The organism is Enhygromyxa salina, from assembly GCF_000737335.2.
GTDB lineage: Bacteria > Myxococcota_A > Polyangia > Nannocystales > Nannocystaceae > Plesiocystis > Plesiocystis salina_C.
Genome location: NZ_JMCC02000061.1, coordinates 19,085 through 44,628, shown reverse-complemented (window position 1 = coordinate 44,628; position 25,544 = coordinate 19,085). Strand labels below are relative to the sequence as shown.

At 66.0% G+C, this 25,544-nt stretch carries 23 protein-coding genes; all 23 read right to left on the bottom strand.

Going from position 1 to position 25,544, the window contains the following annotated elements:
- Window positions 1-402 precede the first annotated feature (402 nt).
- Window positions 403-3,903: a TonB-dependent receptor gene (locus tag DB30_RS22650; protein WP_052552433.1), complete on the bottom strand. Its 3,501-nt coding sequence runs from the start codon at window positions 3,901-3,903 to the stop codon at window positions 403-405.
- Window positions 3,904-4,410: 507 nt separating this feature from the next.
- The gene (gene murI / locus DB30_RS22645) at window positions 4,411-5,238 is read right to left on the bottom strand and encodes a glutamate racemase (RefSeq protein WP_052552432.1); all 828 of its coding nucleotides are present in this window, start codon (window positions 5,236-5,238) and stop codon (window positions 4,411-4,413) included.
- 227 nt (window positions 5,239-5,465) lie between these two features.
- A complete protein-coding gene (locus tag DB30_RS22640; protein ID WP_052552429.1) occupies window positions 5,466-6,611 on the bottom strand; it encodes an acyl-CoA dehydrogenase family protein in 1,146 nt (381 codons plus the stop codon).
- Between the two features lie 88 nt (window positions 6,612-6,699).
- Window positions 6,700-6,864 (bottom strand): hypothetical protein, encoded by a 165-nt coding sequence (locus DB30_RS22635; RefSeq protein WP_153258389.1) that lies wholly within the window; start codon window positions 6,862-6,864, stop codon window positions 6,700-6,702.
- Window positions 6,861-7,157, bottom strand: a complete 297-nt coding sequence (locus DB30_RS22630) for a hypothetical protein (RefSeq protein ID WP_052552428.1) — start codon at window positions 7,155-7,157, stop codon at window positions 6,861-6,863. The genes DB30_RS22635 and DB30_RS22630 overlap by 4 nt, the downstream gene beginning before the upstream one ends.
- 13 nt (window positions 7,158-7,170) lie before the next feature.
- The gene (ccsA, locus tag DB30_RS22625; protein ID WP_052552426.1) at window positions 7,171-7,854 is read right to left on the bottom strand and encodes a cytochrome c biogenesis protein CcsA; all 684 of its coding nucleotides are present in this window, start codon (window positions 7,852-7,854) and stop codon (window positions 7,171-7,173) included.
- 12 nt (window positions 7,855-7,866) lie between these two features.
- A complete protein-coding gene (locus DB30_RS22620) occupies window positions 7,867-8,631 on the bottom strand; it encodes a heme exporter protein CcmB (RefSeq protein WP_052552424.1) in 765 nt (254 codons plus the stop codon).
- A gap of 36 nt (window positions 8,632-8,667) precedes the next feature.
- A complete protein-coding gene (gene ccmA, locus DB30_RS22615) occupies window positions 8,668-9,414 on the bottom strand; it encodes a heme ABC exporter ATP-binding protein CcmA (RefSeq protein WP_052552421.1) in 747 nt (248 codons plus the stop codon).
- 10 nt (window positions 9,415-9,424) lie between these two features.
- Window positions 9,425-11,506 (bottom strand): hypothetical protein, encoded by a 2,082-nt coding sequence (locus tag DB30_RS22610; RefSeq protein WP_165703900.1) that lies wholly within the window; start codon window positions 11,504-11,506, stop codon window positions 9,425-9,427.
- Window positions 11,503-12,081: a hypothetical protein gene (locus tag DB30_RS22605; RefSeq protein WP_052552418.1), complete on the bottom strand. Its 579-nt coding sequence runs from the start codon at window positions 12,079-12,081 to the stop codon at window positions 11,503-11,505. Before DB30_RS22605 ends, DB30_RS22610 begins: the two co-directional genes overlap by 4 nt.
- Window positions 12,074-14,122, bottom strand: coding sequence for a heme lyase CcmF/NrfE family subunit (locus tag DB30_RS22600; protein WP_052552416.1), 2,049 nt, complete (start codon window positions 14,120-14,122; stop codon window positions 12,074-12,076). The genes DB30_RS22605 and DB30_RS22600 overlap by 8 nt, the downstream gene beginning before the upstream one ends.
- A gap of 21 nt (window positions 14,123-14,143) precedes the next feature.
- Window positions 14,144-14,560 carry a cytochrome c maturation protein CcmE gene (locus DB30_RS22595; RefSeq protein WP_052552414.1) on the bottom strand — a complete coding sequence of 139 codons (417 nt, stop codon included), beginning with the start codon at window positions 14,558-14,560 and terminating at the stop codon, window positions 14,144-14,146.
- A gap of 12 nt (window positions 14,561-14,572) precedes the next feature.
- Complete coding sequence (gene moaA / locus DB30_RS22590; protein WP_052552412.1) at window positions 14,573-15,688, bottom strand: GTP 3',8-cyclase MoaA; 1,116 nt, start codon at window positions 15,686-15,688, stop codon at window positions 14,573-14,575.
- A gap of 341 nt (window positions 15,689-16,029) precedes the next feature.
- On the bottom strand, window positions 16,030-16,512 hold the full coding sequence (locus tag DB30_RS22585) for a cytochrome C oxidase subunit IV family protein (protein WP_146660131.1): 483 nt from the start codon (window positions 16,510-16,512) through the stop codon (window positions 16,030-16,032).
- Between the two features lie 9 nt (window positions 16,513-16,521).
- Entirely contained in the window at window positions 16,522-17,190 is a 669-nt protein-coding gene (locus tag DB30_RS22580) for a cytochrome c oxidase subunit 3 family protein (protein ID WP_052552408.1), read from the bottom strand.
- A gap of 27 nt (window positions 17,191-17,217) precedes the next feature.
- Complete coding sequence (ctaD, locus tag DB30_RS22575) at window positions 17,218-18,885, bottom strand: cytochrome c oxidase subunit I (protein WP_052552406.1); 1,668 nt, start codon at window positions 18,883-18,885, stop codon at window positions 17,218-17,220.
- Window positions 18,886-18,900: 15 nt separating this feature from the next.
- The gene (gene coxB, locus DB30_RS22570) at window positions 18,901-19,875 is read right to left on the bottom strand and encodes a cytochrome c oxidase subunit II (RefSeq protein WP_052552405.1); all 975 of its coding nucleotides are present in this window, start codon (window positions 19,873-19,875) and stop codon (window positions 18,901-18,903) included.
- Window positions 19,876-19,916: 41 nt separating this feature from the next.
- Complete coding sequence (locus tag DB30_RS22565; protein WP_052552403.1) at window positions 19,917-20,831, bottom strand: SCO family protein; 915 nt, start codon at window positions 20,829-20,831, stop codon at window positions 19,917-19,919.
- A gap of 65 nt (window positions 20,832-20,896) precedes the next feature.
- Window positions 20,897-21,532, bottom strand: a complete 636-nt coding sequence (locus DB30_RS22560; RefSeq protein ID WP_052552401.1) for a prolipoprotein diacylglyceryl transferase — start codon at window positions 21,530-21,532, stop codon at window positions 20,897-20,899.
- A 12-nt stretch (window positions 21,533-21,544) separates the two neighbouring features.
- A complete protein-coding gene (locus DB30_RS22555) occupies window positions 21,545-22,867 on the bottom strand; it encodes a hypothetical protein (protein ID WP_052552399.1) in 1,323 nt (440 codons plus the stop codon).
- Window positions 22,864-23,568 carry a c-type cytochrome gene (locus DB30_RS22550; protein WP_052552397.1) on the bottom strand — a complete coding sequence of 235 codons (705 nt, stop codon included), beginning with the start codon at window positions 23,566-23,568 and terminating at the stop codon, window positions 22,864-22,866. The genes DB30_RS22555 and DB30_RS22550 overlap by 4 nt, the downstream gene beginning before the upstream one ends.
- On the bottom strand, window positions 23,568-24,134 hold the full coding sequence (locus DB30_RS22545) for a DUF3341 domain-containing protein (RefSeq protein WP_052552396.1): 567 nt from the start codon (window positions 24,132-24,134) through the stop codon (window positions 23,568-23,570). The genes DB30_RS22550 and DB30_RS22545 overlap by 1 nt, the downstream gene beginning before the upstream one ends.
- A 12-nt stretch (window positions 24,135-24,146) precedes the next feature.
- Window positions 24,147-25,532, bottom strand: a complete 1,386-nt coding sequence (gene nrfD / locus DB30_RS22540) for an NrfD/PsrC family molybdoenzyme membrane anchor subunit (RefSeq protein WP_052552394.1) — start codon at window positions 25,530-25,532, stop codon at window positions 24,147-24,149.
- Between the last annotated feature and the right edge of the window lie 12 nt (window positions 25,533-25,544).

Genomic DNA, 25,544 nt, shown 5'->3' with positions numbered 1-25,544 from the left:
AGAAGCGAGGTCGGGCCAAGAAGAAAGCTCCAAAGGAAGCGGGGTCACGAGACTGGAGTAGACCGTAGCCGGGTTGGGGTCGTCTGCAGCCCGGGCGCGCCCCCATCGGCACGCTGCCCACCGCGAACAACCAACCATCCCGGTCAGGGGTTGCAGCCCGGGCCCGCCCCCATCGGCACGCTACCCACCGCGAACAACCAACCATCCCGGTCAGGGGTTGCAGCCCGGGCCCGCCCAACATCGGCACGCTACCCACCGCGAACAACCAACCATCCCGGTCGGTGGTTGCAGCCCGGACGCGCCCAACCAGCCAGCCCGGGCCCGGCCCCCAACCCAGGTCCCCAAAATTGAGAAAGGCGACCCAAAGGCCGCCCCCCTCAAACAGTAGGCTCTAACGACAACTCAGAACCGAAGCTTCAGCTCGAACTGCGCCGACAACGGCTGCTGGAACGAGGTCTCAACCCCGTAGTTGCCCTGCGGCTGCACGATCGTGCGATTAAAGAAGTTGTCAGCTCCGCCGCCTTGGGCCCACACCTTCGCGTGCTTCAGATCCCCAAGGTCACCACCAGCGATCGGGCGAGCAGCCTGGAAGGTGTAGACGTCATCGACCCGGAGCACGGCCTTGGCGTTGGTCACGTTCAACACGCGCGCGTTGAACTCGATCTCGAGGTCCTTGGGCAGCGGGTAGGCATACCCAGCGCTCAGGTTCCACTGGTAGTTGGGCTGGACCTGGCCACCGGACCCACGCGGGAGCATGTAGATCAGGAACGACCCGGCGTAGTTGAAGTTCGGGGTATCCGAGCGAACGTTGACCGGGAACCCGGACTGGAACCGGAAGCTGGTGCCCAGCGTGAGCCGGCCAGCCTGCTTGAGGTCGAAGCTGTAGAAGCCGTCGATCTTGGCGCGGTGCGGGATGTTGCTGGACAGCGGGCCGTAGCTGTTGCGGACCAGCTCGGGCGTGTCGTACTGGGCGCTGGCGCCGATGTTGACCGAGCCGTTGATCGGGTCGACGAAGCCGTCGTAGTTGCCGACCAGGCGGCTGTAGGTGTAGCTGGCGAGCAACAGCCAGTTCTTGGCGAAGCGCTTTTGCAGCTGGAAGGTCCACGCGTCGTAGTTGCGGGTGGGCTTGTCGAACTGCTCGTTGATCTGCTCGAACGCGAGGGTCTTGTTGTTACACGCGTTGAGCTCGCGGGCGACGGTGTTCTTCTCTTCGTCGTTTGGATCGAACGCGTCGAACTGCGACTGCAGATCCGAGCAGAGCTGCCTTTGTTCTTGGATGTGCTTGTCGCTGACGGCCTCGCCAGGGTTGGCGATGATGAAGGTCTGGCCGCCGTTGACGGACACATCCTCGACCGCGCGGCCGAGATCGGTGTGCAGCCAGCGGAACCCGAGGACCAAGTCCTCGACGACCTCTTGCTCGTAGCCGACCTGGAACTGCTGGTTGTAGTTGCCCTTGAGCCGCGGGACGATCGCGCCCTCGGTCAGGCCGGTGGTGCCCTGGTTGGTGTCGACGCACCACTCGGTTGGCTGCCCCTGGTCATCGACGCGCGGATGCGTGTCGCCGTTGACCGTGGTGGTCTGACCAAAGCAGTCGCTCTGGTTGTAGAAGCGGTTGACGCCGACGAGGCCACCAAACACGCGGCTGTTCAGCTGCAGCGGGAGCGGCTGGTAGAACCACCCGTAGCTGGCGTAGAGCCGGCTCTTGCCTTCGTCGGTCCAGTCGTAGACGACGCCGACGCGGGGCGCGACGTTGTCCCAGATCAGGATCTTCGTGTCGCCGAAGATGTCCCGCATGTCCTGGACCTCCCAGCGAACGCCGCCGCTGATGTAGAGGTTGGACAGGATCGCCCACTTGTCTTGCAGGAAGACGCCGTAGTTGAAGGTCGAGAGCGTCTCGTCGTAGTTGTCCATGCGGACACCACGACCAAGCGGATCTGCGATGGCGCGCAGGTCTTTTTGCTCGTGGCGGATCGACCCAAAGCCACGCGTGAAGCGGTTGTCGGGGTTGTCGGTGTCGACCCGGATGAAGCGGTGGTTGTTGACCCGCGTCGAGCGATCGAACTCGTAGGTGTTGTCCGCGGCGTTGTAGCAGTACTCGCCGCCGCCCTCGTCACCAGCGGCGCAGTTGTCGTAGAAGTCTGCCTCGTTCTGGCCGGAGTAGGTGTAGATGCTGCGGCGGTTGTCCCACGACATCGAGCCGCCCCACTTGACCTGGTGCGAGCCCGCGGCCTCGAAGAAGTGGGTGAAGGCCAAGTTGGCCTGCACGCGCCGCTGGATGTCACGGTCGTACTCGCCGATACCGCCCGAGAGCCAGCGCCGCGTTGGACAGGCGATGCCCGGCAGATCCGCGCCGTTGCAGGCCTCGTCGACGCCCTCTACGTCACCGACCGCGCCAGCGCGATCGAGGAACTCGTAGAGGTTGCGACCTTGCGAGTCCTGCTCCTGGGTCGCCGGGAGGTTCTTGAGGTTGGGGTTGTCGAGCCGCCAGGCGTCTTCGTAGACCGACTGGTAGTAGGAGACGCCCGCGTCGATCTCCATCTTGTCGTCGAGCACGCGGCCTTCGTAGTTGAGGCCAACCGAGGTCGTGTGCCCGAGCGTGGTGCCGAAGTGATCGTTGACGACGCCGGTTGCGATCCGAGCGGCGCCGCCAAGCGGATCCGAGCTCGGGTTGGTGCCGAACGCGTTTGGATCGAAGCTGAACGGCAGCCGGTACGTGGTGCGCAAGAAGCTGGGGCCGCCGAGCGCGGTCAAGCCAAGCTTGTGGCGCGGGGTCACGGCCCAGTCGATGCCGGCGATGTACTGGAAATTGATCGCGCCGGTCCGGAACTTCTGCGAGGCGAACTTCGTAGAGGCGATGTAGTTGCCCCCCTCCACACAGTCGTTGGTGCCGTTCTCGTAGGGGCAGTCTTCGTAGCCGCCGGATCCGTCGAGATCTTGCCGGTTATAGAAGCTCTGGGTCAGCGTGAACTGGGTCCCGCCGGGCGCGAGGCCGACCGTGAAGAACACCTTGTCCTTCTTGATCGGGCCAGACACGACCGCGTAGGCCTGGGCCTGGAAGTCGCCGACCTGGGTCACGCGCAGGGCTTCGTCCGTTGCGGTGATCAGGCGGGGCTCGGCGAGGCGCGGCGTGAACCGGACGCCCGCTTCACCGCGAAGGGTGTTGGTACCTGCGACGCGGCGGGCCGAGACCTGGCCGCCCGAGGCTCCGCCGAACTCGGCGTCGTAGCCGGACTCCTTGATCTCGACGTCCTGGATGAACTCCTGGACGATCGAGGCGCCGACCGTGCCGAACGCGGGGTTGGTGATGTTGGCGCCGTCGACGGTGTACTTGGTCTCGGCGCCGGTGGTGCCAGCGAGCGAGATGCCGGCGGCGTCGCGGCTGGCCGTGGGCGAGATGTCGACGACAGCCGTGAAGTCGCGGCTGGTGTTGGAGCCGACCGGGAGCTGCTTGGCCTCCTCCATGCCGATGGTCATCGCGGCCGCCGGGTTGGAGGCGACGGGCGCAGCCTCGACGACGATCTCGATGACCTGATCTTGCTCGGGGTTGAGCGAGAAGTTGGCCCGGAACTTGGCGCCACGCGGCAGCTGCGTGATCTTGGAGACGTTCGCCTTACCCGAGAGCACTTGGATCGTGTAGTTGCCCGAGGGCAGATCCGCGAACGAGTAGATCCCGCGACTGTTGGTCCTGCGCTCGACCTCGCCGCTGAGGCAAGTGCACTGCAGGATGACGATCGCGTCTTCGATCGGCTGGCTGTTCGTCGAGTTTTTGACGACGCCATTGATGACGCCTTTGTCACTGGACGGTGGCGCAGCCTCTGCTAGCTCTGGGGTGAGCAGCAGCGCGAAGCCAGGGACCGTCACCAGGGAGACGGAGATCAGGGACTTGAGCAGGGAACGCTTCACAGGAGGGGGCTCCTTGTCGGTGCGAAACCAGTCGGACGCGCCGCACGGGTAGTAACCAAGGCGGCCTGATATATCACAAGAGCCCCCAGCTGTTTACCGGTTCCTGACATCGTTCGATGTCTCTCGGGTGCTGTCAGGGGTGATCATTCAGGACAGATTGAACAGGCTCGAGCGCATGCAGGGCAGCATGCTCGACTTGCCGCGCGAGCAGTCGACCCGCGCGAGCAGGATCGGGCATGGTGTGGTTCTTGGGACACGATCTCGGGCAGCGTGCAAACAGCTGCGCGAGCGCAGGTTGGAAGCTCGTCGGGCAACGGGACGCGAGTTGCCGACTTACATGTCTCGTACCCGGACGGTACTACAAGTACGAGAGACACGGGCCACCTGTTTTTCAGCTCGGGTGCGGCTTTTCATGGGCGCGAGCCAGGTTCTTGGCTCACTTGGGTGTCTGGACCGGTACACCTGCCCAGTGTTGATTTGACGCGGCCGGAGATCGTCTCTGCGCGTCTACAGGTCGACGAGTTCGACTTCGGAGGACGCCAGCGGGTGACCGAGGAACACCGAGCCGACACGGGCGAACCGCTCCGGGGCATCGGTCGCCAGCAGGCGCACGCGCGCCGTGCCATCGGTGTTGGGGTTGGCGAGACCTTCGCGCGCGAGCACCTCGGCGACCACGGCCGCGGTCGTCTGCGCGGAGTCGACGAAGCGCACGGCTCCACCGCAGACACGCTCGAGGACCCCGCGAAGCACCGGGAAGTGGGTGCAGCCGAGGACCACGGTGTCCACACGGGTGCGCTCGGGCCCGGCGAGCTCGAGCTCGAGGTAGCGGCGGGCGACGGCCTCGGGGATCGGACCCTCGATCCACCCCTCTTCGGCCAAGGCCACGAACATCGGGCACGCGACCGCGTCGATCTTCAGCTCGGGGCGGCGGGCGAGCATGGCCCGCTGGTACGCCCCGCCCGACACGGTGCCCTCGGTGCCGGTGATCAGCACGTGCCCGCTGCGGGTCGCCGCGCACGCGGCCGCGGCCCCGGGCTCGACCACGCCGATCACCGGAAGCGGCGCGAACGCCTGGATCAGATCATCGACAGCAACCGCCGAAGCCGTGTTGCAAGCCAGAACCAAAAGCTTGACCCCACGCTCGACCAGCTTCCCCGCAGCTTGGCGAGCGTAGCGACGCACAGTGTCAGGACTCTTGCTCCCATAAGGCAGCCGCGCCGTGTCACCAAGATACAAGAAGCGCTCGTTGGGCAGCCGCTCACGCAGCGCCGCGAGCACCGTCAGCCCCCCAACCCCGCTGTCGAACACACCGATGGCGCTCCCCAAATCAGGCATCAGCGAGAGACTCCCCCCAGTTCACAAACAACCACACGTGAGTGGAGGGGTACCCGGTTCACAAAGCACAACACGTGAGTGGAGCGGTCCCCAGTGCCTGCAGGTGGCCAGACGAGAGCCCCCTCCCAGGGGGCCACACATGCGCATGCCAACAGCCACCCCGTTGGGAGCGAGCGAAGCGAGTGACCTGCGAAGTGCGAAACCGCCTGTGGGGGTCATAGTCATGACTATGAGCGCAGGAGGTTCTTGGCGATGACCATCCGCTGGACCTGCGAGGTGCCCTCGTAGATCTGCATCAACTTCGCGTCACGGTACAGCTTCTCGACCGGGTACTCGCGGGTGTAGCCGTAGCCGCCGAACACCTGCACGGCATCGGTCGCAGCCTTGACCGCCGCGTCGGCGCCAAAGCACTTGGCCAGCGACGAGGTGATCGTGCGCTTGACGTCGTTGTCGACCTCCCACGCGGCCTTGAGGTACAGCGCGCGGGTGGCCTCGTAGGCGATCGCCATGTCGGCCAAGATCATCTGGATGGCCTGGTGGTTGGCGATCGGCACGCCGAAGGTCTTGCGCTCGAGCGCGTAGTTGCGCGACTCGTCGAGGCAGCGACGAATGATCCCGGCGCACGAGGCCCCGATCATTGGACGCGACTTGTCGAACACCTCCATGGCGATATAGAAGCCCTTGCCGGGCTCGCCCAAGATGTTCTGCGGAGCCAGCTCGACGTCGTCGAACAGCACGTCGGAGGTCTCCGAGGCCCGCTGGCCCAGCTTCTTCTCCTTGCGGCCCACGCTGACGCCCTTGGTCTGGCGATCGACCACGAACGCGGTGATGCCCTTGTGCTTGAGCGCCGGGTCGATCGTCGCAAACCCGGTGTACATGCTGGCCTGGCCGGCGTTGGTGATCCACCGCTTCTGCCCGGTCAGCGAGTAGCCGCCGCCGTCCTTGGCCACCAAGCGCGACTTCATGCCGGCGACGTCGGAGCCGGCGTCGGGCTCGGAGCAGGCGTAGCTGATGAACTCGAAGTTCTCGATCAGCCGCTCGAGCCAGGTGTGCTTTTGTTCTTCGCTGCCGCCGACCATCAAGGGCAGCGCGCCAAGGTGGTTGCACATCATCGAGGTCGCAACCGCGGGGCAGCCATAGGCCAGCTCTTCGGCGATCAGGCAGCCCTCTACGGTGCCAAGCCCGAGGCCGCCGTAGGCCTCGGGGATCTCGACGTTCATCAGGCCCAGATCCCACGCCTGGCGGAAGATCTCGGTGGGGAAGGTCTCGGTCTCGTCGTACTCGTGCGCTGCCGGGATGATGACTTCGGCGGTGAACTTGCGCGCGGTTCCGACTAGCTGGTTTTGCTCGTCGCTGATCTGTGGGTTGTACATGGGACCTCCTCGGGCGGGCATTGATAGCCGCCGCGTCGAGTGGTCGCAAGCAGTCCCCCGCGGCTCATCCTGGCACAGCGGCGATCCGTCAGGACTCGCGCGCACGTCGACGCGCGTCGCGGGCGGCCTTGCGCTGATCTTTGTCAGCCTGATCCCCGGCTGCGAGCTCGGCCTTGCGACCGCCGATCACGTAGCCGATCACGATCCCGAGCAACAACATGCCAGGGATGTAGATGAAGTGGCCGAGGGTCATTTTTGCTTGGCCTGGAGGGCGGCGAGGTCGGCACGTTGGGCGACGGCGCGGCGCCACAAGAGCGCGCCGTAGATCGCGAAGATCGCCCAGATCACCCCGTAGGCCCACACGATGTGGCTGTAGTCCGAGGCGACCTTGTTCTCGACCTCGGCTTCATAGGCGCGCTTGAGCCGGACGGTGGCCGGGTCGCGGCCCTCGACCTTCTTGGTGCCGGGCGCCTGCGTCTGGGCTGCTTCGCCGACTTGCTCGGGTTGCTCGGGTTGCTCGGGTTGCTCGAAGTCGAGTTCGTTCATGACAAAAAGCTCCTCAGGCCGGCTGCGCCGCCCCTGGCTGGGTGTCCGCGGCGATCCACGCTTGGTCGAGGGCGATCGCCATCCGCGCCTGCGCTGCGCGGATCCAGACCAGCGCGATGCTCAACATCATCAGCGCCGCCAGACACACGAACAGGGTGTTCCACATGCTCTGGGGCAGCGAGCCGACCACCCCGGTCTGCGGGTGCGTCGTCTTCCAGATCTTCACGGCGTAGTAGATGATCGGCACGTCGATCGCACCGAAGATCGCCAGCGCCGCGGCGATGCGCTCGGAGTTGGGTGGTCCGTACTCGCGGACCAGCAAGTAGGCCACGAACACCAGCCACAGCAGCGCGGTCGAGACCTGGCGGGCGTCGCCGGTCCACGGGGTCCCCCAGGTCGCGTCGCCCCAGATCGGGCCGGTGATCAACACGCCGACGCCAGCGAGCACGGTCATCTCGCCGGCCGCGACCGCGAGCGCCTCGGCCTTGTCCGAGCGGCGCCGCAGCTGCACGCCCGCTGCGACCCCGCAGATCACGGCGAACAGCATGCAGATCCACGCGAGCGGGACGTGGAAGTAGAAGATCTTCTGCGCGGTGCCCATCTCTGCCTCGATCGGGGTGTGCAGAAACACGCGCTGCACACAGTAGGGAAACAGCGCGGCGGCAGCCAGCAAGAGCGCGTAGGGGATGTACTTCATGCGCTTAGCTCCTCAGTTCGTTGGGGTGGATCGTGCACGAGCCGCTGCGGCGCGAGACGACGCGTCGGGCGATCGGGCCGGCTGGCTCGAGTGCGCGGCGCCGATCAGCACGGTCTCGAACAACCATGCGCCCACGCCGATCAGCACGACGTCGAGCGCGGCGATCTGCGAGAGGGTCGCCCACAGCTCGGGGTGCCCTTCCAGCAGCCGCTGCGTGGCGACCAGCGCGAACAACAGCACCGGCGTGGTCAAGGGATAGAGGATCACCGACAACAGCACGTTCTTGCCGTTGCCGGTTGCGAGCCCAGCCGCGAACAGCGTGCCGACGGCGGCGTAGCCCAGGCACCCCAGCACCATCAGCACGATCAGCGCGAGCGGATCGGCGGCGAACACCTGCGAGGCCGGGAACAGCAGGCCAAGCCCAGGCACGAGCAAGGCCGAGCACGTGAGCAGCACGACCAGCGTGACCGCCAGCTTGGACAGGTAGATCGCGAGCCGGTCGACCGGCGCGGCCAACAACGCCGCGAGGGTGTTGGACTCGCGCTCGCGATCGAACACCCGGGTGAGCGTGAGCGCGCCGACGAACGCGATGCACAGCCACACCATGCCCGGGATCGCCTTGCGCTGCACGACGCCGTCGAGGGCAAAGAACGCGAGCGCGAACATCACGACCACGACCAGCGTGAAGAAGCCGGCGGTCAACACCAGCTCGAGCCGCCGCGCCTCTTGCCGGAGGTCGTTGCGGGTCAGGAGCCAGGTCTGTCGCAGCAGGCGCATGCGCAGGCTGGCTTATACCCCGGTGGGACTGCGTGTTCACAGGCTGGCGCTCAGGCGCTGCCGAAACGCTTCGCTGGTCGCTTGCGGCTCGCGCTGGACCTCGGTCTGGATCACGCCGGCTTCGAGCACCAAGGCTCGATCGACGAGCTGGGCGATGACGTCTAGATCGTGGCTCGACAACAACACGGCGGCGCCGCGATCGGCCTCGGCGCGGAGCAGATCGGCGAGCAGCTCCCTGCCCGCGCGATCGAGGGCGGTGAAGGGCTCGTCGAGGATCAGCAGCTCCGGGACCAGCGCCAGCGCCCGGGCGAGCGCGACCCGCTGAGCCATGCCGCGCGAGAAGGTGCCGACGGGCCGATCGATGACGTCGGCCAGGCCCAGGCGCTCGAGCACGGCGGTCGGGGTGGGCGCGTTGCTTGGGCGGGTGCTGCCGGCCAGATCCACGAACAGCTCGACGTTCTCGCGGGCGCTGAGCAGCGGATACAGCTGCGGATCATGGGCGAGCCAGGCCAGGCGGGCGCGGACCTCGAGCCCGACCTCGCGGTGCTCGGCGCCCGCGAACCGACGCACGCCCGCGTCGCCCTGACGCAGGCCAGCGAGGATCGTGAACAGCGTGGTCTTGCCGGCGCCGTTTTGCCCGAGCAGACCGACGATCTCGCCGGCGCGAAGCTCGAGCTCGACGCCACGCAGCACCGCCTTGCGGCCGAACCGGCAGGTCACCCCGCGCAGCTCGACGGGCAAGATCGACGCGGTGTTGGTTGGGGCGCCCACGCGATCCAGCACGCGGCCTCCCCTACGCGACCTTATTGGTTCCGTGGGGGCCCAGCGCCTCGAGCTGCCGGTACACCCGATCCAGCGTCCGCAACATCTGGGCGCGTTGCTTGCGAAGCTCGGGGGTGTCGCCACCCCGCTCATCGAGGCTCACGAGCTCGGCGATCAGCGCGTCGCGCCGGGCCAGCAGGGCCTCGCGGACGCCGACGCGGCGGCGCAAGAGCATGGTGATGGCGATCCCCAAGCCGGTCACGCCAAGCAGACCCCACGCGGTGTAGGGCCACGCGCGGTTGCGGGTTGGCAGGCCCTCGACCTCGATCGAGACGTCGGTGCCGCCCCAGCTGCTGAACGGGCAGCCATGGCCAGAGCGGGCCAGCAGATCGCACACGCCGATCGCAAACGGCTGATAGCCCAGCTCGTACAGCTTGATCGGCCCGCCGTCGCGGCCCGCGTGGGGATCGACCTCGGGCGCGCCGCCGACCCCATGGGTGACCGCGAGGGCCTCGGGCACGCTGACGAGCGAGGCGTCTTCGACCAGGGGAAACGGGGTGCTCCACTCGATCGCAAGCTTGCCGTCGTGCTGGAGCCCAACCGCGAAGCTCAGGCGCAGCTCGACGCCGGGCTCGAGCGGACGGTCGAGCTGGGCCCAAGGGGTCTCGCCGTCGTGCAGCAACCACGCCTTGGACTCCTCCATGATGTGCATGCTGCGAGTGCCGGGCGGGCCGAACAACGTCATGCCGCCAGGCGACCAAAACGCCTCGTCGCCGTCGACGAACACGGCGTAGTTGAAGCTGACCGCGGCGATGTCGTTCTCGCGCGGGGTCACGTCGATCTGCAGGGCGCTGCGAACCCGGGTGCGGTCACCCGTGGGCCGGAACACCCGCATCATCACGACCGCGCCGGCGTCGGCTGGCATCTCGAACAGGGTGCTGGAGTAGGGCGCGCCCTCGTAGACGACCCGGACCTGCGCGAGCATGTCGTCTTCGACGGGGACACCGTCGATGATCGCCATGCCCTGGGCGTCGGTCCGACCCACGCGATTGCCAGCGCCGCCAGTTGACTGGCTGCTGTTGATGATCACCGGCAGATCCGCGACGGGCTGATCGTGGGCGTCGAACACCAACACCCGGGCCTGGCCCGGCTTCAGCCCGCGATCGACCCGGGGTGGCGGGACCTGCGTGCGGCCCTGCTGGGGCGGGGGTTGATGCGGGGCGGCCTGCTGGGCCTGCTCGCCGCGGGTCAGGATCAACGCGTAGGCGCTCTCGCCCAGGGTGAAGCTCTGCGATCGCCGGGGCGCCTCGCCGGGCTTCAAGACGGCCTCTACGATGATCGTCGCGCCCTCGGGCAGGCGTTGGTCGAGCCCCTCGAACATCGCCCGGCCGTCCGCGTCGGTGGTCGCCTGCTCGACGAGCGGCTGGTCGGAGCCGGGGATCGTCGCGGTGAGGGTGACCTCGATGTCGGCGATCGGCCCCGCGATCCCGCCTACCGCTGGATCGGCGGTGCCGAGATCCAAGGCGCCCACGATCAGCGTGCCGCGGGGTCGGCCCGCGAGCGGGAACGGCATGCCGGGCACGGGCTGCGCCCCCTGGCCGCCGTGCGGATCAGCGGCCGGTGGTGTGTGCGGCGGCTGGCCCGGCGCGGCGCCAGGATCGGCCCCCGCCGTCCCGGCGTTGCCGCCAGTCGCGACCAGCAACAACGCGACGCCCGCCTGCGGACCCAAGGTGAACGCTTGCGAGCGCAGCGGTTGGCCAGCCACGGTCGCGGTGGCCACCACCTGGTTGCCCAGGAATTCGTCGAGCCCGGTGAACATCGCCCGGCCCTGATCCGCGCTGGTCGCCGTGCGGACCTGCTGACCCGCGGCGGTCGTGATCTCGAGCTGAACCTCGACGCCGATCGCCGGGTTGGCGAACCCACCGTCGAGGCAGCGAACCGTGACGGTGCCCGGCATCAGGTTTGGATCCGGCCGCGGGATCCCGGACATCTGGGCGGGATCGGGCATACCCGGCGGCGGCGCGGCCTGGGTTGGCGCCGGGACGAACGCAATCGTCGCGGCGCACGCCAGCGCGGCCCTGAACAGCACGGGACGAACACCGGCGCGACTCATGAGGGCACCACCTTGGCGTTCGAGCCGGCTTCGACGTTGGGTGTTACCCCCGCGGCGGCCAGCTTGAGGCCCAGCGCGGCGAGGTGCTCGGCCAGCTGCGGGTGCAGCTGATCGTCGTCGTCGAGCAGGCGCATGACCTCGATCGCGCGCAGCCGGTAGCGATCCCCGACTTGACGAAAGTCCTCGTCCGAGAGCTTGCCCATCGCGTGGTCGAACTCGAGCTCTTTGATCGCCCGCAACACCCGGCGCTTCTCCTCGCGCAGCTCGCCGAACGACGAGTGATCCGCGCCCAGATCGGCCTCGACGATCAGCGTCTGCACGCCGGGCCGCGCGAGCGCAACGACGATCCCCCACATGGCCCGCAGCGCCCAGATCATCACGACGCCGGCCACCGCCAGCGCCAGCGTGGGCGCGTTGAGCTCGGCCCCCGCCCCAAGCGCGAGCCCCAACAGGACCGCGAGCGCGACCGCGAACGACAGCGCGACGAACAGCCAAAACGACCTGCCCCCGTCGGGCTTGGCGGCCGGGTCCGTGGCCGGCTTGCCCGCCGCCGACTCGGCGCGAGCCTCAGCCATGGTTGGCCCCCTGCTCGCGCCGGGTCCCAATACAGACCGCGGCCCCGAACAGCATGATCACCGTGCCCAGCCACACCCAGTTGACCAGCGGGTTGATGAACAGCCGCAGCTGGGTCTTGCCGGTGGTCAGGTCGACGGTCTGCATCGACGCGTAGACGTCTTCGCTGACGGTCATGTAGCGCGAGACCTCGGTGGTCGGCTGATCCGGCAGCTGGAAGTACCACCAGCGCGCGGGCCGGAGCACGTCGACCAGCTCGCCGTCGCGCAGGACCCCGAGCTCGGCGGTGATCATCTCTTTTTGCCAGTCCTCGGTCGCGAGCAGACCCATGTGGCTGATCTCGTAGTCGCCAAGCGGGACGACCTCGCCCGGGACGACGTTGACCTTGCGCTCGATCCCGTAGGCCTTGCCGATGAACCCGAAGATCATCAAGACCACGCCGAGGTGGATGATGTAGCCGCCGTAGCGCCGCCGCGCGCGAACCAGCAGCCGGATGCCCGCGTCGAGCATGGACAGCTTGGGGTTGTTGCGCTTGGCGACCGCGAGCCCGCGCGCGAACTCTTGGATGATCGTGGCGAGCGTGAACCCGCACAGGCCAAACCCGGACAGCGCCCACACGTGGTCGCGCCAGGCCGCGCCGAGCTGGCTCGCGCTTGGCATCACCTCGGGTCCGCCAAGCTGGGTGCGCAGGCGAAACCACTCGAAGCCCATCGCCACCAGGGTGGCCACGACCCCGCACACCAGCGGGATCAAGAACTGCCGCTGCAAGCTCTCTGTCGAGGTCCGGCGCCAGGCCAACAGCGGCCCCACGCCCATCAACAACAGCAGCGCCAGGCCGGCGGGGCCCATGTAGTGGTTGTAGTGGCTCTCGCGGATCGTGATGCGATCGCTGAGCAGCCACTCGCTGATCGTGGGCCAGATCGTGCTGCCGAGCACGAAGAAGGCCATCGCCAGCAGCACCCAGTTGTTGAGCAAGAACGCGAACTCGCGGCTGAGCGGGCTCTCGAGCTCGGCGTGGGAACGCAGCAGCCGCCAGCGCCAGGCGACCGCGCCAAAGCTGCCAACGAAGATCACGATCAAGAACACGCCAAAGATCCACGCGAGCTGCGGATCTTTACCGAACGCGTGGACGCTCTGGACCATGCCCGAGCGGGTCAAGAAGGTCCCGACGATGCTCAGCCAGAAGCTGAGGATCACCAGCGAGATGTTCCACCGCTTGAGCATGCCGCGGCGCTCTTGGATCATGATTGAGTGCAAGAACGCGGTCGCGGTGAACCAGGGGATCAGCCCGGCGTTCTCGACCGGGTCCCAGGCCCAGTAGCCGCCCCAGCCCAGCTCTTCGTAGGCCCACAGCCCGCCCAGGATCAGCCCCAGCGCCAAGAAGGTCCACGAGAACAGGGTCCACCGACGCACGCTCTGCTGCCACGCCGCGTCGACCTGCCCGGTGATCACCGCGGCCATGCCAAACGCATAGGGCACCGCCAGCGACACGTAGCCCAGGTACAGGCTGGGCGGGTGGATGATCATGTAGACGTTCTGCAGCAGCGGGTTGAGCCCGCGCGAGTTCCCGCCCAGCTCCGGCTCGAGGATGAACGGCTCGAACGGGTTCTTGGTGAAGATCAGGACCGCGATGAAGAACAGATCGATCGCGGCCAGGATCCAGATCACGTGCGGGATCATGTCCTCGTGGCGGCGGCGGTTGGCCTTGACCGCCAGCGCCGAGAACACGCTCAGCAGCAGCACCCAAAACAGCAGCGAGCCGTCTAGACCACCCCAGAACGCGGTGATCTTGTAGAACAGCGGCATCGCCGAGTCGCTGGTGTTGTGGACGTACTGGATCGAGAAGTCGTCGGCCAAGAACGCGTAGATGATCAGCGACGATCCAAACGCGGCGAGCGTGGCGACGGCGTAGATGCCCTGAACGGAGGCTTCGACCAGCCGCGCCGACTTGCGGTGCGCGCCGATCATCGCCAGCGCGATGGTCGTTAGACACACCGCGAACAGGACCAGGAGGGTGATGGTGCCGAGGGTTGCGACGCTCATTGAGTGCTCACAGTCGGTCTGTCAGGTGCGCTTGGTGGGCGCGATTTCTTCTTCTTCGTACTTGGACGGGCACTTCGCGGTCATCTCGGTCGAGCGGATGACCATGGCCTCATCATCCAAGGTGCCGGTCAGCACGACCTCGCCGCCCTCGACGAAGGTGTCGGGCAACAAGTTGTCGTAGACGACCTTGAGCCGCTTGCCCTTGAACTCGATCACGAAGTGGTAGGTGTCGTCGTTGGCGTCTTGCGAGAGGGAGCCCTCGACGACGTTGCCGTGGACCTTGAACTCGCGATCGACGAAGTCGCCCGGCGAGCTGACGACCTTGTCAGCGTACACGTACTCGAGCACGCCCTCGTCGGGGGACGAGAAGACCAAGAACGCGACCGCGCCGATGACGGCCAAGCCGATGCCAATCTGAGTGCCTGTGTTCAGTGCCATGTGGTTCTCCGATTAGCCGCCGATGCTGATCATCGCCTTTTGTGGGCCGCCGCTGCCAGTTTGCTCGAAACCGTGGCTGTCACGCTTGTGACCCAACGCAGCGCGAACGACCCGCTCGAGCGCCCCAGACCCCTGGCCAGACCCTTGGCCAGACTCCTGGCTGGGATGGCGCAAGGCGCTGCGTAGATCCCCAGCGTCGTCGCGCGCGAGGCAGGCGTGCAGCTGGCCCGTGGCGGACACGCGCAGCCGGTTGCAGCTCCCGCAAAAATTCTCTGTCATCGCGGCGATGGTGCCAAACCGGCGTCCGTCGTGGGCGCCACCGCGCAGCACGAAGTACTGGGCTGGGCCAAACGCGCCCTGGGTGGGATCCATGGACTCGGGCTCGACGACGGCGCCGAGCTCGGCGCCGATGCGCTCGCGGATCGCCGCCGCTGGCATCAGCTCGCCGGGCACGAACAACCGACCCGCGGCCATGGGCATCAGCTCGATGAAGCGCGGGGTCGCGTCGTGAGCCCAGGCAAACCGGCACAGCGCGCCGAGCTCGTCGTCGTTGAACCCGCGCACGGCCACGGTGTTGAGCTTGAGCGGCAGGCCGACCGCGTGGGCGGCCTTGAAGCCCGCGATGACCTGCTCGAGCCGATCGCGGCGGGTGATGCTGGCGAAGCGCTCGCGGTCGAGGCTGTCCAAGCTGATCGTCAGGGTGTGGAGCCCGGCCGCCTTCAGGGGCCCGGCGAGCCGTGCAATCAGCTCGCCGTTGCTGGTCATCACGACCCGCAGCGGCGCCCCCGTGTCTGTGCGCAGCGCGGCCAAGCGCTCGACCAGCCAGGTCAGGCCGCGGCGCAAGGTTGGCTCGCCGCCGGTCAGCCGCACCCGCTCGACCCCCCACGCGGCGAAGGCCGCGACCATGCGCGCGACCTCTTCGAGGCTGAGCACCTCGCTGCGCTCCACGTGCTCGATCCCCTCGGGCGGCATGCAGTAGGTGCAGCGCATGCTGCAGCGATCCGTCAGCGAGACCCGCAGGTACCGAACCCGGCGCTCGAGCCGATCGACCAACACCGGCGACGCACTGGCTTGGGCGGACAGCTCCGGGCCAGCGCCGACCACCCGACGGACCTGGACCAGCCTCATGGCCGCCCCCGGGCTCGACGCCCAGCCTCGGTTGAAGCGGCCCGAGAACTCACCAGAGAACGGGCGCACACGTGAAAAAAACGCCCCATTCGCGTCGACAGCTTGCCACAGCGCGGGGTCCCGTGCACCCACCCGCACGCGCGCGGATGCGAGAGGTTGCGGCGCCAACGCCCTCCGGCGCCAACTTCGCTAGCACGAGCCCAGTCGCCGAGTGGCTAAAAAAATGAGCCCCCTTTCAGGGGGCCACACATACGAAGGCGAACAAACGACCCCGAGGAGCGAAGCGACCAGCCGCGAAGCGGCTGCAGTCGGCGAAGTCCCAGCTCTATGTGGGGGTCATATTAGTGCGCTGCGGGAGCGGGCTCGGGCGCAGCCCCAGCCGCCTTGGCGGCCTCGCGCGCGGCGGCGGCCTCGGCCGCTTCGGCGCTGTCTTCGACGTGCCGCTTGTACTCGATGCCGGCCTCTTCGTTGAGCTCGGCGGTCGTCTTCATGTCGAACAACACGAAGGTGAAGAAGATCGAGACAAACAACAGCGTGACGCAGAACAAGAACGAGTAGAAGCGATCTTCATACTTGAGGTGCATGAAGAAGCCGACGACCAGCGAGCCCTTGAGGAACGCGATGAACATCGCGACCGGCAAGCTCGCCGGCCCAAGCCCGGCGAACGAGACCACGTAGGTCATGATCGTCAGGAACAGCAGCGCGCCGAACACGAGCGAGAACTCCCACACCGGGCTGACGTGGTGGTGGTCCTCGTGCGGGTTCTCGACCAGTTTACCGTTCAGATAAACGGTGGTGTTTTCAGTGGAGTCAGAGTGCGCCATGGCTGTGCCTCACTTCACCAAGTACAGGAGCGGAAAGAGGAAGATCCACACGAGGTCGACGATGTGCCAGTAGATACCGACGTTCTCGACCGCGACGTAGTTCTCCGAGCTGAACTCGCGCCGCCGCGCGCGGATGTAGATCCACGACAGCACGCCGATCCCAACGAGCACGTGGACGCCGTGCAGCCCGGTCATCGTGAAGTACACGCCGTAGAACACGCGCGAGTACTTGGGCAGCATGTAGCCGTGCTCGAGCGCGCTGTACCACGCGCCGGGCAGCAGCCCGTGCTCGATCTTGGCCGTGTACTCGAAGTACTTCACGACCATGAACGCGATCGCGCAGCCGATCGTGATCAACAAGTTGCGCTCGAGCGCCTTGTTGTTGTTGGTCTGAGCCGCTCGGACCCCAAGCGCCATCGTGAACGAGGAGGTCAACAGCACGATGGTGTTGAAACCACCGGCGGTCTTGTTGAGCTCTTCGGACGCGGTCAGCACCATCTCGGGGTACAGCTGCCGAAGGATGAAGTAGGCCAAGAACAGGCCGCTGAACATCAGCACCTCAGTGCAGGCGAACAGCCACATGCCCAGCTTGGCCGAGCTCATCTGCTGGCCGACGGTGTCGAAGTGGTGAGCGAGGAACCACGGACGCTCCTCGTGTTCTGATGCCTTGGTGCTCATGGAAATCGCTCCAGTCGCAATCGCATGTCAGTGCTTGCCCGACTTGTCGATCTCCGGGAAGTCGTAGGGACTGCCGGTGACGGTCGGGGTGGTGTGGAAGTTGTGCTCGATCGGCGGGCTGGCGGTCTGCCACTCGAGCGAGATCGCGTTCCACGGGTTGCTGGAGGCCCGCTCGCCGGACTTGATCGCTTGAACGAGGGTGAACAGCACGAGGAACAAGCCGGCCGCCAGGATCCACGACCCAATGGTCGAGACCTGGTGGAGCGCCTCATACTCGGGCAGGTACGCGTAGTAGCGGCGCGGCATGCCTTGATGGCCCAAGAAGAACTGGGTCATGAAGGTCGCGTTGAAGCCAATGAACACCAAGATCGCGGACAGCTTGCCCAGGGTCTCGTTGTACATGCGGCCAAACATCTTGGGCCACCAGTGGAACAGCCCGCCAAGGAACGCGACGACGGTGCCGCCGACCATGACGTAGTGGAAGTGCGCGACCACGAAGTAGGTGTCGTGAAGGTGCACGTCGATCGACAAGGTGCCCAGGTACACGCCCGTGAGCCCGCCGATCGTGAAGGTCCACAGGAACACCAGCGCGTACCACATCGGCGTGGTGTAGCGAATGGAGCCGCCGTAGAGGGTTGCGACCCACGAGAACACCTTGATCGCCGTGGGCACCGCGACCACGAAGGTCAGGAACGAGAACACGATGCCCGCGAGCTCGGACTGACCCGAGACGAACATGTGGTGGCCCCACACGACGAACGAGATCACCGCGATAGCGACCGAGGACATGGCGATCGCCCGGTAGCCAAAGATGTGCTTGCGGCTATGGACCGTGATCAGCTCCGAGATGATCCCGAAGCCCGGCAAGATCATGATGTAGACGGCCGGGTGGCTGTAGAACCAGAAGAAGTGCTGGTACAGGACCGGGTCGCCGCCCATCGCGGGATCGAAGATGCCGATGCTCAAGGTCCGTTCGATGACCAGCAAGAACAGCGTGATCGCGAGGACCGGGGTCGCCATGACCTGGATCAGCGCGGTCGCGTAGAGCGCCCACACCATCAAGGGCATGCGGTTCCAGGTCATGCCCGGCGCGCGCATCTTGTGGGTCGTGACCACGAAGTTGATGCCGGTCAGGATGGACGAGAACCCCGCCACGAACGCGCCCATCGTTGCCATGATCACCGCGCTGCCGGTGGTCTTGGAGTAGGGCGTGTAGAAGGTCCAGCCGGTGTCGAGCGAGCCCAACACCAAGGTCAGGATCAGCATGACCGCGGCGATGCAGTAGATGTAGAAGCTCAGCAGGTTGAGCTTGGGAAACGCGACGTCCTTGGCCCCGAGCATCAGCGGGAGCACGAAGTTGCCCATCGCCGCCGGGACCGACGGAATGATGAACAAGAACACCATGATCGCGCCATGCAGCGTGAAGACCTTGTTGTAGGTCGCCGCCGACATGAAGTCCTGCTGGCCAGTGAACAGCTCTGTCCGCAAGGTGATGGCCAGCAGGCCAGCAACCAAGAAGAAGAACATCGTGGCCGTCAAGTACATCAGGCCGATGCGCTTGTGGTCGATGGTGACGAGCCAGGACATCAGGCCGCGCTTGGCGGTCAGATAGCTGGGCTCCGGCGTGGACGCCGACTTGTCCGATTTCGAGGCCGACTTGTCGGCCTGCGGGGATTTCTTGCTGTCGTCAGACATGCTCTTGCTCCCGACTCACTTGAGCGACTTGATGTACGCAATCAGTGCGTTCATCTGGTCGTCGTTGATCTGCCCCGCGAACGACGGCATCTGCGGGGTGAAACCCGAGACGACCTTCGCGTTGGGGCTGTAAATCGACTCGCGGATGTAGTTCTCGTCGACGACGCCGCTGCTGCCGTCGGTGAAGGACTCGGACTTGCCAAACACGCCGCCGAAGCCAGGACCGACCTTGGCGGTGCTGTCGGTGTTGTGGCACGAGTTGCAGGCGAACGACTTGTAGACCTTCTCGCCGAACTGCTCGACGGTCTCGCCCTCACCTTGCTCGAGGGTGGTCGCGGCCCGGACGGCCTCTTCGTACTGATCGGCTGGGACGACCTTGACGATCGCCAGCATCGAGGAGTGCTCGTCGCCGCAGTACTCGGTGCAGAACACCGGGAACGTGCCCTCTTCGATGGCTGTGAACCACACGGAGGCGTAGCGACCCGGGACCACGTCCTTCTTGACGCGGAACGCGGGGATGTAGAACGAGTGGATCACGTCCTTGCTGGTCATCAGCAGGCGGACCGGCTGGTTCAGCGGGACGACGAGCAGCGGCGCGACCTCGCCGTCGAGCGCGGCGACCGTCGCGGCCACGGGCCGCCCGGGGTACTCGATGGTCCAGTACCACTTCTGGCCGGTCACCCGGATGTCGATCGCGTCGGCCGGGGGCGCGCTGAGCTTGACGAAGTCGAGCTCGCCCCAGACGAAGAACAGCATCAGGAACACCGCCGGGATCGCGCTCCACGCGAACTCGAGCTTGCCGCTGTGGGTCAGCGGCGAGGTCCGGTCGTTATCGCTGCGCTTCTTGTACTTCACCATGAAGTACAACATTGCGCCGATGACGAGCACAAAGGAGATGCCACAGACGATCGTCAAGAACACATACAGGCCATCGAGCGAGGCCGCATGGTTCGAGGCGGTCGGGAGCAGCTCCCAGGGGGTTTCCGACATCTGGGGAGTGCCGAGTTTCTCGGGAGGGATGAAAGTAGCGATCACGCCGTTGCCTCCAGCTCGCTGGGGTTTCCACCCAGGGGGTGAATCCGCCGACGACGTTCGCGCCGCCAGACGAAGACCAGTGGAATTCCGACGATGAGGACCATGAATGCGCCGCCAAGGCGCATTATCCCCATCGCAAAGGGACCATACTCCCCCAACGACGCGTCGTAGTGGAAGCAGGACAAGATGAGTTTGTCGACGGGGCTGCCAACGCGCCCCTCGGATGCCTCGATCAGCGCAAACTTGACGTCGCTGGGCTGATACTCGAGGCCGTAGAGATACCGGGCGACCTTGCCCTCGGGGGACGCGAACATCAGCACGGCCGGGTGCGCGTACTGATCTTGCTCCGCGTCGTAGGCGTAGCCGATTCCGAGCTGGGCCGCGAGCATGCGGATCTGCGCGGCGTCGCCGGTCAGGAAGCTCCAGTCTAGATCCTGAACCCCGAGCTCCTCGAGGTGCGACGCCCGCTTGCTGGCGGCGAGCTCGGGACCTTCGCGGGGATCGATGCTGACCGTGACGATCCGGTACTCGTCGCCGGGCTGCCAGTCGAACTGGTTGAGCGTGCGGGTCAGGCCGTTGAGCTGCAGGCTGCACAGGGTTGGGCAGCGGAAGTAGTTGAGCGTGAGCAGCACCGGCCGCTCACCGTCAAAGTAGTCGCCGAGCTTCACGGACTTGCCGTTGTGATCGACGAACGCAAGATCCATGTCGAGCCGACCGCCGAGCATCTCGTCGACGGCGATCTCGTTGGCCTCGGGCGAGAGGTTCTTGCCGGCGCGGGCGTCACCCAGGCGCGGGCCGTCGCGGCCCGGGCGGGCCTGCGCGGTCCCCAACACCAGCAACCCCGCAACCAATAGCCCGAGCGACGTGACGATCACGTCGAAGAGCTTGGAGGCTGTGGAGCGCGGGGTCATGGGGGACTCGTTTGGACGGCTCAGTTTGGACGGCTCAGCAAAAAGTGGGGACTTCGGCTGCGATCTCACTCGCCGTCGTCGGCGGGCTTGGGATCGGCGGGCTTGGCTTCGTCTTCAGCGGGCTTGGCCGGCTGCGCGGGCTTGGCCGGCTTCTCGGCGTCGTCGCCGTCAGCGGGCTTGGCCGGCTTCTCGGCGTCGGCGGGCTTGGGCTCGGCGGGCTCGGGCGCGGCGTCGTCCTCGACGTCGCCGTCATCCTCTGCCGGCTCGCCCTCTGCGTCACCTTCTGGGGGCTCGACGGGCACGGGCGCTTCGACGTCGTGCTCCTCTGCACCGTGGGCATCGCCCGCGGGCTCGTCAGCCGGAGCCGCCACCACACCCGCGACGAGGTCGTCGGGGTGCATCCAACCGGACGGAGGCGGCGGCGCGACCAGCAGCGAGGGGTTGCCGGCGACGTCCTGCGCGACCCGATCGATGCCCTCGAGGTCCTTGGCCATCTTGGCCTTGTACTCGAGCAAGAAGGTCGAGCCTTCGGCCGCGTACTGGGCGTCGAGCTCACGCCGCTGCGAGTAGAACCATTGCACCACCACCACGCAGGCCAGGAGGGTGATGAACGAGAGCGAGATCAGCAGGCGAAACAACAGCTTGGTGTTGACCGCCTCGAGCTCGTGTCCGCCGGGATCGTGATGTCCGTGGTCTGACATGGTGGCAGCTCCCTAGAAGTTCTCGTGGTTGAGCGACTCTTCGAGCCGCGGGTCTTGGATCGGGACCAGCTTGCTGGTCACCAGCGACCACCCAAACAGCGCCAGGAACACGCCGAGGAAGCCGACGAAGTAGCCGACGTCAGCGCCCGTGAGCGTGATGCTGTTTTGGAAGTAGGTGGCGACCTCGACCGCGCCGGCCTTGTCCGCCGCCGACGCCGCGTGGTGGGCGAAGGGCGGTTGGATCAGCCAGAACATGTCGACGAACTGCATGCCGACGACGAAGAAGGCCATCCACACCAGGTAGTTCGGGTTGCGCTTCCAGCTGCGGCGAAGCAGCAAGAAGAACGGAAGCACGAAGCGACCCAGGATCACGGCGATGCTGAGGGTCAGCCACTGGCCGTGGGCCCGATACTGGAACCAGTCGGTCTCCTCGGGGATGTTCGCGTACCAGATCAGGAAGTACTGGCTGAACCCGATGTAGGTCCAGAACACAGTGAACCCGAACATGAACTTGCCGAGGTCGTGATAGTGCTCCGGCGTGACGACGCCCTGGAGCTTCCCGCTGCGCTGCAGGAAGAAGCACACGATCGCCAAGAACGCGTGGAAGCTGACGGCGATGCCGGCAAAGTAGTAGACGCCGAAGATCGTCGAGAACCAGTGCGGGTCGAGCGACATCATGAAGTCGAACGCCCCGAAGGTCATCGACAGGCCAAAGATGACCAGACCGATCGGCGCCAAGAACCGCTGCTTGTACGACAGCGCCTCGGCCTCTTCGGTGGTCTTGGCGTTGTCCTGGGCCCGCGACCACTTCCAGAACAGGAAGCTCAGGCCGCCCCACAGCACCAAGTACGACCCAAACCGGACCCCGAACGCTTCTTTGTTCAGGTACGCGGCCTTGGCCTTGAGCATGGGGTCGTGGAGCATCTCCTCGACGTGCATCCACTCGAACACGTTCTGGCCGGTGTCGCCCATCAACAAGGGCAGCCCACCCAGCGCGATGAACGGCAGGGTGAACATCGCGTTCTCGGCGATGCGCCGGACCACGATCGACCAGTTGGCCCGGACCAGGTGCTGGATGATCACGAAGATCAACCCACCAAAGCCCAGCGACATCACGAACATGAACGCGTTGAGGTACGCCGTCCACTGCTTGGCGTGCCACAGGTGTTCATCCTCGGCGAACACGCCGCCGGGGCTTGGCGCGAAGTAACCAACCGCGAACCCAATGACCGCCAGCACGACCCCGATCATCGGGAGCTTGGCCCACAGGGACGCCTTGTCGATCTGGATCTGCTTGTCTTCGATGTCGGAGACGTGTTTGTGGTGAGCACTCATTGTGCGCCCTCCTCAGCCGTGTGCGGGTTGACCGGGTCAGCCGGCGTGGCCGGGTTGGCCGCCGCGCTGGCAACCGGCTCAGCTGCCCAGCCCTTGTCCTTGCCGTGAATCTGCAGGGCCCGAACCCACACGGCGATCGCCCAGCGATCCTCGACGGGGATCTGCGCTGCGTAGGGCAGCATGTTCGGCATCTTCCCGTCGGTGATGACCTCGTAGAAGTAGCCAAGCGGCATCGGCAGCAAGCGCTCCTGGTGGAGGTTGGCCGGCGCGACCTTGAAGCCGCCGCCGCGCATCGTGACCGGCCCCATCCCCTGCCCGCTCTGATCGTGGCAAGGCGAGCAGTAGATGTCGTAGCGCTCGTGCCCACGCTCGAGCAGCGCCGCGTCGAGCTTGATGCTCTCGGGCAGCTTGTCGGCGAGGCGGCCGTCGAAGTCACGACCGCGCCACAGCAGGTCATCGTCCTTGAGGTAGCCGCGCGCGACCGTGCCCTCGACCGGCGCACGCATGGCCCGCCCGTCCTCGAACATCTCGGTCTTCTCTTGCGCGTCCCACTTGTCCTGGAAGTCCATGTTCCAGATCACGTGGACCGGCGGATCCTCGGAGCGGTTGCCCCAGCAGCCCGTCATCGTCGCGGCCACGGCGAGGCCAAGCACGAGTTGCCCGCCGCGCCGGAAGGTTGCGTGTTGTTGTGGCGTGCGCATTAGTCGTCGACCTCCTCGACCGCGACGGCGTCCGTTGCTTCGAGCAGCTTGCGCGTCTTGTCGAGGTCGTACTTGGGGTCACTGGCCTCGATCGCAATGAAGAAGCGATCGTCCGTCACGCGGGTGAACCGCGCGACGTTGAACAGCGGGTGATGGAGCTGGGGCAGCTTGTTCAAGCCCAGCATCCCGAACACGGCGCCAAACGCCGAGAACAGGATCCCGAGCTCGAAGGTCACGGGCACGTTGGCCTGGAACGAGAACAGCGGCTTACCGGCGACGATCAGCGGGTACGCGATCGTTGACGACCACCACTGCAAGAGCAGGCCGCAGGCCGCCCCAGTCATGCCACACGCGAACACGATGAAGGGCAGGACCGAGGGCTTGAGGCCCATGGCCTTGTCCAGGTTGTGGACCGGGAACGGGGTGTAGGAGTCCCAGCGTTTGTAGCCAGCGTCGCGGACCTTCTCGCAGGCCTTGAAGATCGCCGCGGCGCTGTCGTACTCGGCGAGCACGCCGAACTTCTTTGGCTTGGAAGCTTGCTTGGAGAGCGGCTTGGGCTTGTCCATGGCAGTCAGCTCCTAGTGATCACCCGGTGGGTGGGGGTTGGCAGCGGGCATGACCGACTTGATCTCGGCGATGGCGACCATCGGGAGAAACCGGACGAACAGGCAAAACAGGGTGAAGAACAGCCCGAACGAGCCGACCAGCAAGCCCACGTCCCAAATGGTGGCCGTGTAGTAGTCCCAGCTAGAAGGCAGGAAGTCGCGGCTGAGCGAGGTCACCGTGATCACGAAGCGCTCGAACCACATGCCGATGTTGACGAAGATCGACAGCACGAACAGCGCCGCCGGGCTGCGCCGAATCTTCTCGAACCACACCAGCTGCGGCGAGATCACGTTGCAGCTGATCATGATCCAGTAGGCCCAGGCGTAGGGCCCGAACGCCCGGTTCACGAACGCGAAGCTCTCGTAGGGGTTGCCCGAGTACCAGGCAACGAAGAACTCCATCGCGTAGGCATAGCCGACCAAGCTGCCGGTCAGCAGGATGATCTTCGCCATGTTCTCGAGGTGCTTGATCGTGATGATGTGCTCGAGCCCGTACCACTTGCGGATCGGGATGAGCAGCGTCAGCACCATCGCAAACCCAGAGAAGATCGCGCCCGCGACGAAGTAGGGCGGGAAGATCGTGGTGTGCCAGCCGGGCAGCTGCGAGACCGCGAAGTCAAAGCTGACGATCGTGTGGACCGAGAGCACCAGCGGGGTCGCAAGCCCAGCGAGCAGCAGGTAGGCCTTCTCGTAGTGCTGCCAGTGGCGGGTTGAGCCGCGCCAGCCCAGCGCGAAGATCCCGTAGGCGACGCGGCGGATCTTGGTGGTTGCGCGGTCGCGCATGGTCGCCAAGTCCGGGACCAGACCGATGTACCAAAACAGCAGCGAGACCGTGAAGTAGGTCGAGACCGCGAACACGTCCCACAGCAGCGGGCTGCGGAAGTTGGGCCACATCTGCATCTGGTTGGGCAGCGGCAGCGCCCAGTACAGCAGCCACGGGCGGCCGGTGTGGAAGGTGGGGAACATCAACGCGCAGATGACCGCGAAGATGGTCATGGCCTCGGCGGATCGGTTGACCGCCGTGCGCCACTGCTGCCGGAACAGGAACAGCACCGCCGAGATCAGCGTACCGGCGTGACCGATGCCGACCCAAAACACGAAGTCGACGATGGCCCAGCCCCAGTCGACGGGGTTGTTGAGGCCCCACACGCCGACGCCGCGCCACAGCAGCCAAAACAGGGACACCCCGAAGATGCCGAGGGCACCGAGCGAAGGCAGGAACGCCAGCCACCACGCCAAGCTGGGCTGCTCGACGGGCGTGCAGACCTGCTCTGTGATGTCGTGGAAGCTCGGGCCGCCTTCGACCAGGAGCTTCCGACCGCGGACTGGATCGAGAGGATCGCGTTCTTTAGAAGCCATGATACGCCTGCT

Bases quoted from the DNA above. Each gene is read 5' to 3' on its own strand.
- murI (WP_052552432.1), bottom strand. From the start codon at position 5,238: ATGCCTGATTTGGGGAGCGCCATCGGTGTGTTCGACAGCGGGGTTGGG.
- DB30_RS22640 (WP_052552429.1), bottom strand. From the start codon at position 6,611: ATGTACAACCCACAGATCAGCGACGAGCAAAACCAGCTAGTCGGAACC.
- DB30_RS22635 (WP_153258389.1), bottom strand. From the start codon at position 6,864: ATGACCCTCGGCCACTTCATCTACATCCCTGGCATGTTGTTGCTCGGG.
- DB30_RS22630 (WP_052552428.1), bottom strand. From the start codon at position 7,157: ATGAACGAACTCGACTTCGAGCAACCCGAGCAACCCGAGCAACCCGAG.
- ccsA (WP_052552426.1), bottom strand. From the start codon at position 7,854: ATGAAGTACATCCCCTACGCGCTCTTGCTGGCTGCCGCCGCGCTGTTT.
- DB30_RS22620 (WP_052552424.1), bottom strand. From the start codon at position 8,631: ATGCGCCTGCTGCGACAGACCTGGCTCCTGACCCGCAACGACCTCCGG.
- DB30_RS22610 (WP_165703900.1), bottom strand. From the start codon at position 11,506: ATGAGTCGCGCCGGTGTTCGTCCCGTGCTGTTCAGGGCCGCGCTGGCG.
- DB30_RS22605 (WP_052552418.1), bottom strand. From the start codon at position 12,081: ATGGCTGAGGCTCGCGCCGAGTCGGCGGCGGGCAAGCCGGCCACGGAC.
- DB30_RS22600 (WP_052552416.1), bottom strand. From the start codon at position 14,122: ATGAGCGTCGCAACCCTCGGCACCATCACCCTCCTGGTCCTGTTCGCG.
- DB30_RS22595 (WP_052552414.1), bottom strand. From the start codon at position 14,560: ATGGCACTGAACACAGGCACTCAGATTGGCATCGGCTTGGCCGTCATC.
- moaA (WP_052552412.1), bottom strand. From the start codon at position 15,688: ATGAGGCTGGTCCAGGTCCGTCGGGTGGTCGGCGCTGGCCCGGAGCTG.
- DB30_RS22585 (WP_146660131.1), bottom strand. From the start codon at position 16,512: ATGGCGCACTCTGACTCCACTGAAAACACCACCGTTTATCTGAACGGT.
- DB30_RS22580 (WP_052552408.1), bottom strand. From the start codon at position 17,190: ATGAGCACCAAGGCATCAGAACACGAGGAGCGTCCGTGGTTCCTCGCT.
- ctaD (WP_052552406.1), bottom strand. From the start codon at position 18,885: ATGTCTGACGACAGCAAGAAATCCCCGCAGGCCGACAAGTCGGCCTCG.
- coxB (WP_052552405.1), bottom strand. From the start codon at position 19,875: ATGTCGGAAACCCCCTGGGAGCTGCTCCCGACCGCCTCGAACCATGCG.
- DB30_RS22565 (WP_052552403.1), bottom strand. From the start codon at position 20,831: ATGACCCCGCGCTCCACAGCCTCCAAGCTCTTCGACGTGATCGTCACG.
- DB30_RS22560 (WP_052552401.1), bottom strand. From the start codon at position 21,532: ATGTCAGACCACGGACATCACGATCCCGGCGGACACGAGCTCGAGGCG.
- DB30_RS22555 (WP_052552399.1), bottom strand. From the start codon at position 22,867: ATGAGTGCTCACCACAAACACGTCTCCGACATCGAAGACAAGCAGATC.
- DB30_RS22550 (WP_052552397.1), bottom strand. From the start codon at position 23,568: ATGCGCACGCCACAACAACACGCAACCTTCCGGCGCGGCGGGCAACTC.
- DB30_RS22545 (WP_052552396.1), bottom strand. From the start codon at position 24,134: ATGGACAAGCCCAAGCCGCTCTCCAAGCAAGCTTCCAAGCCAAAGAAG.
- nrfD (WP_052552394.1), bottom strand. From the start codon at position 25,532: ATGGCTTCTAAAGAACGCGATCCTCTCGATCCAGTCCGCGGTCGGAAG.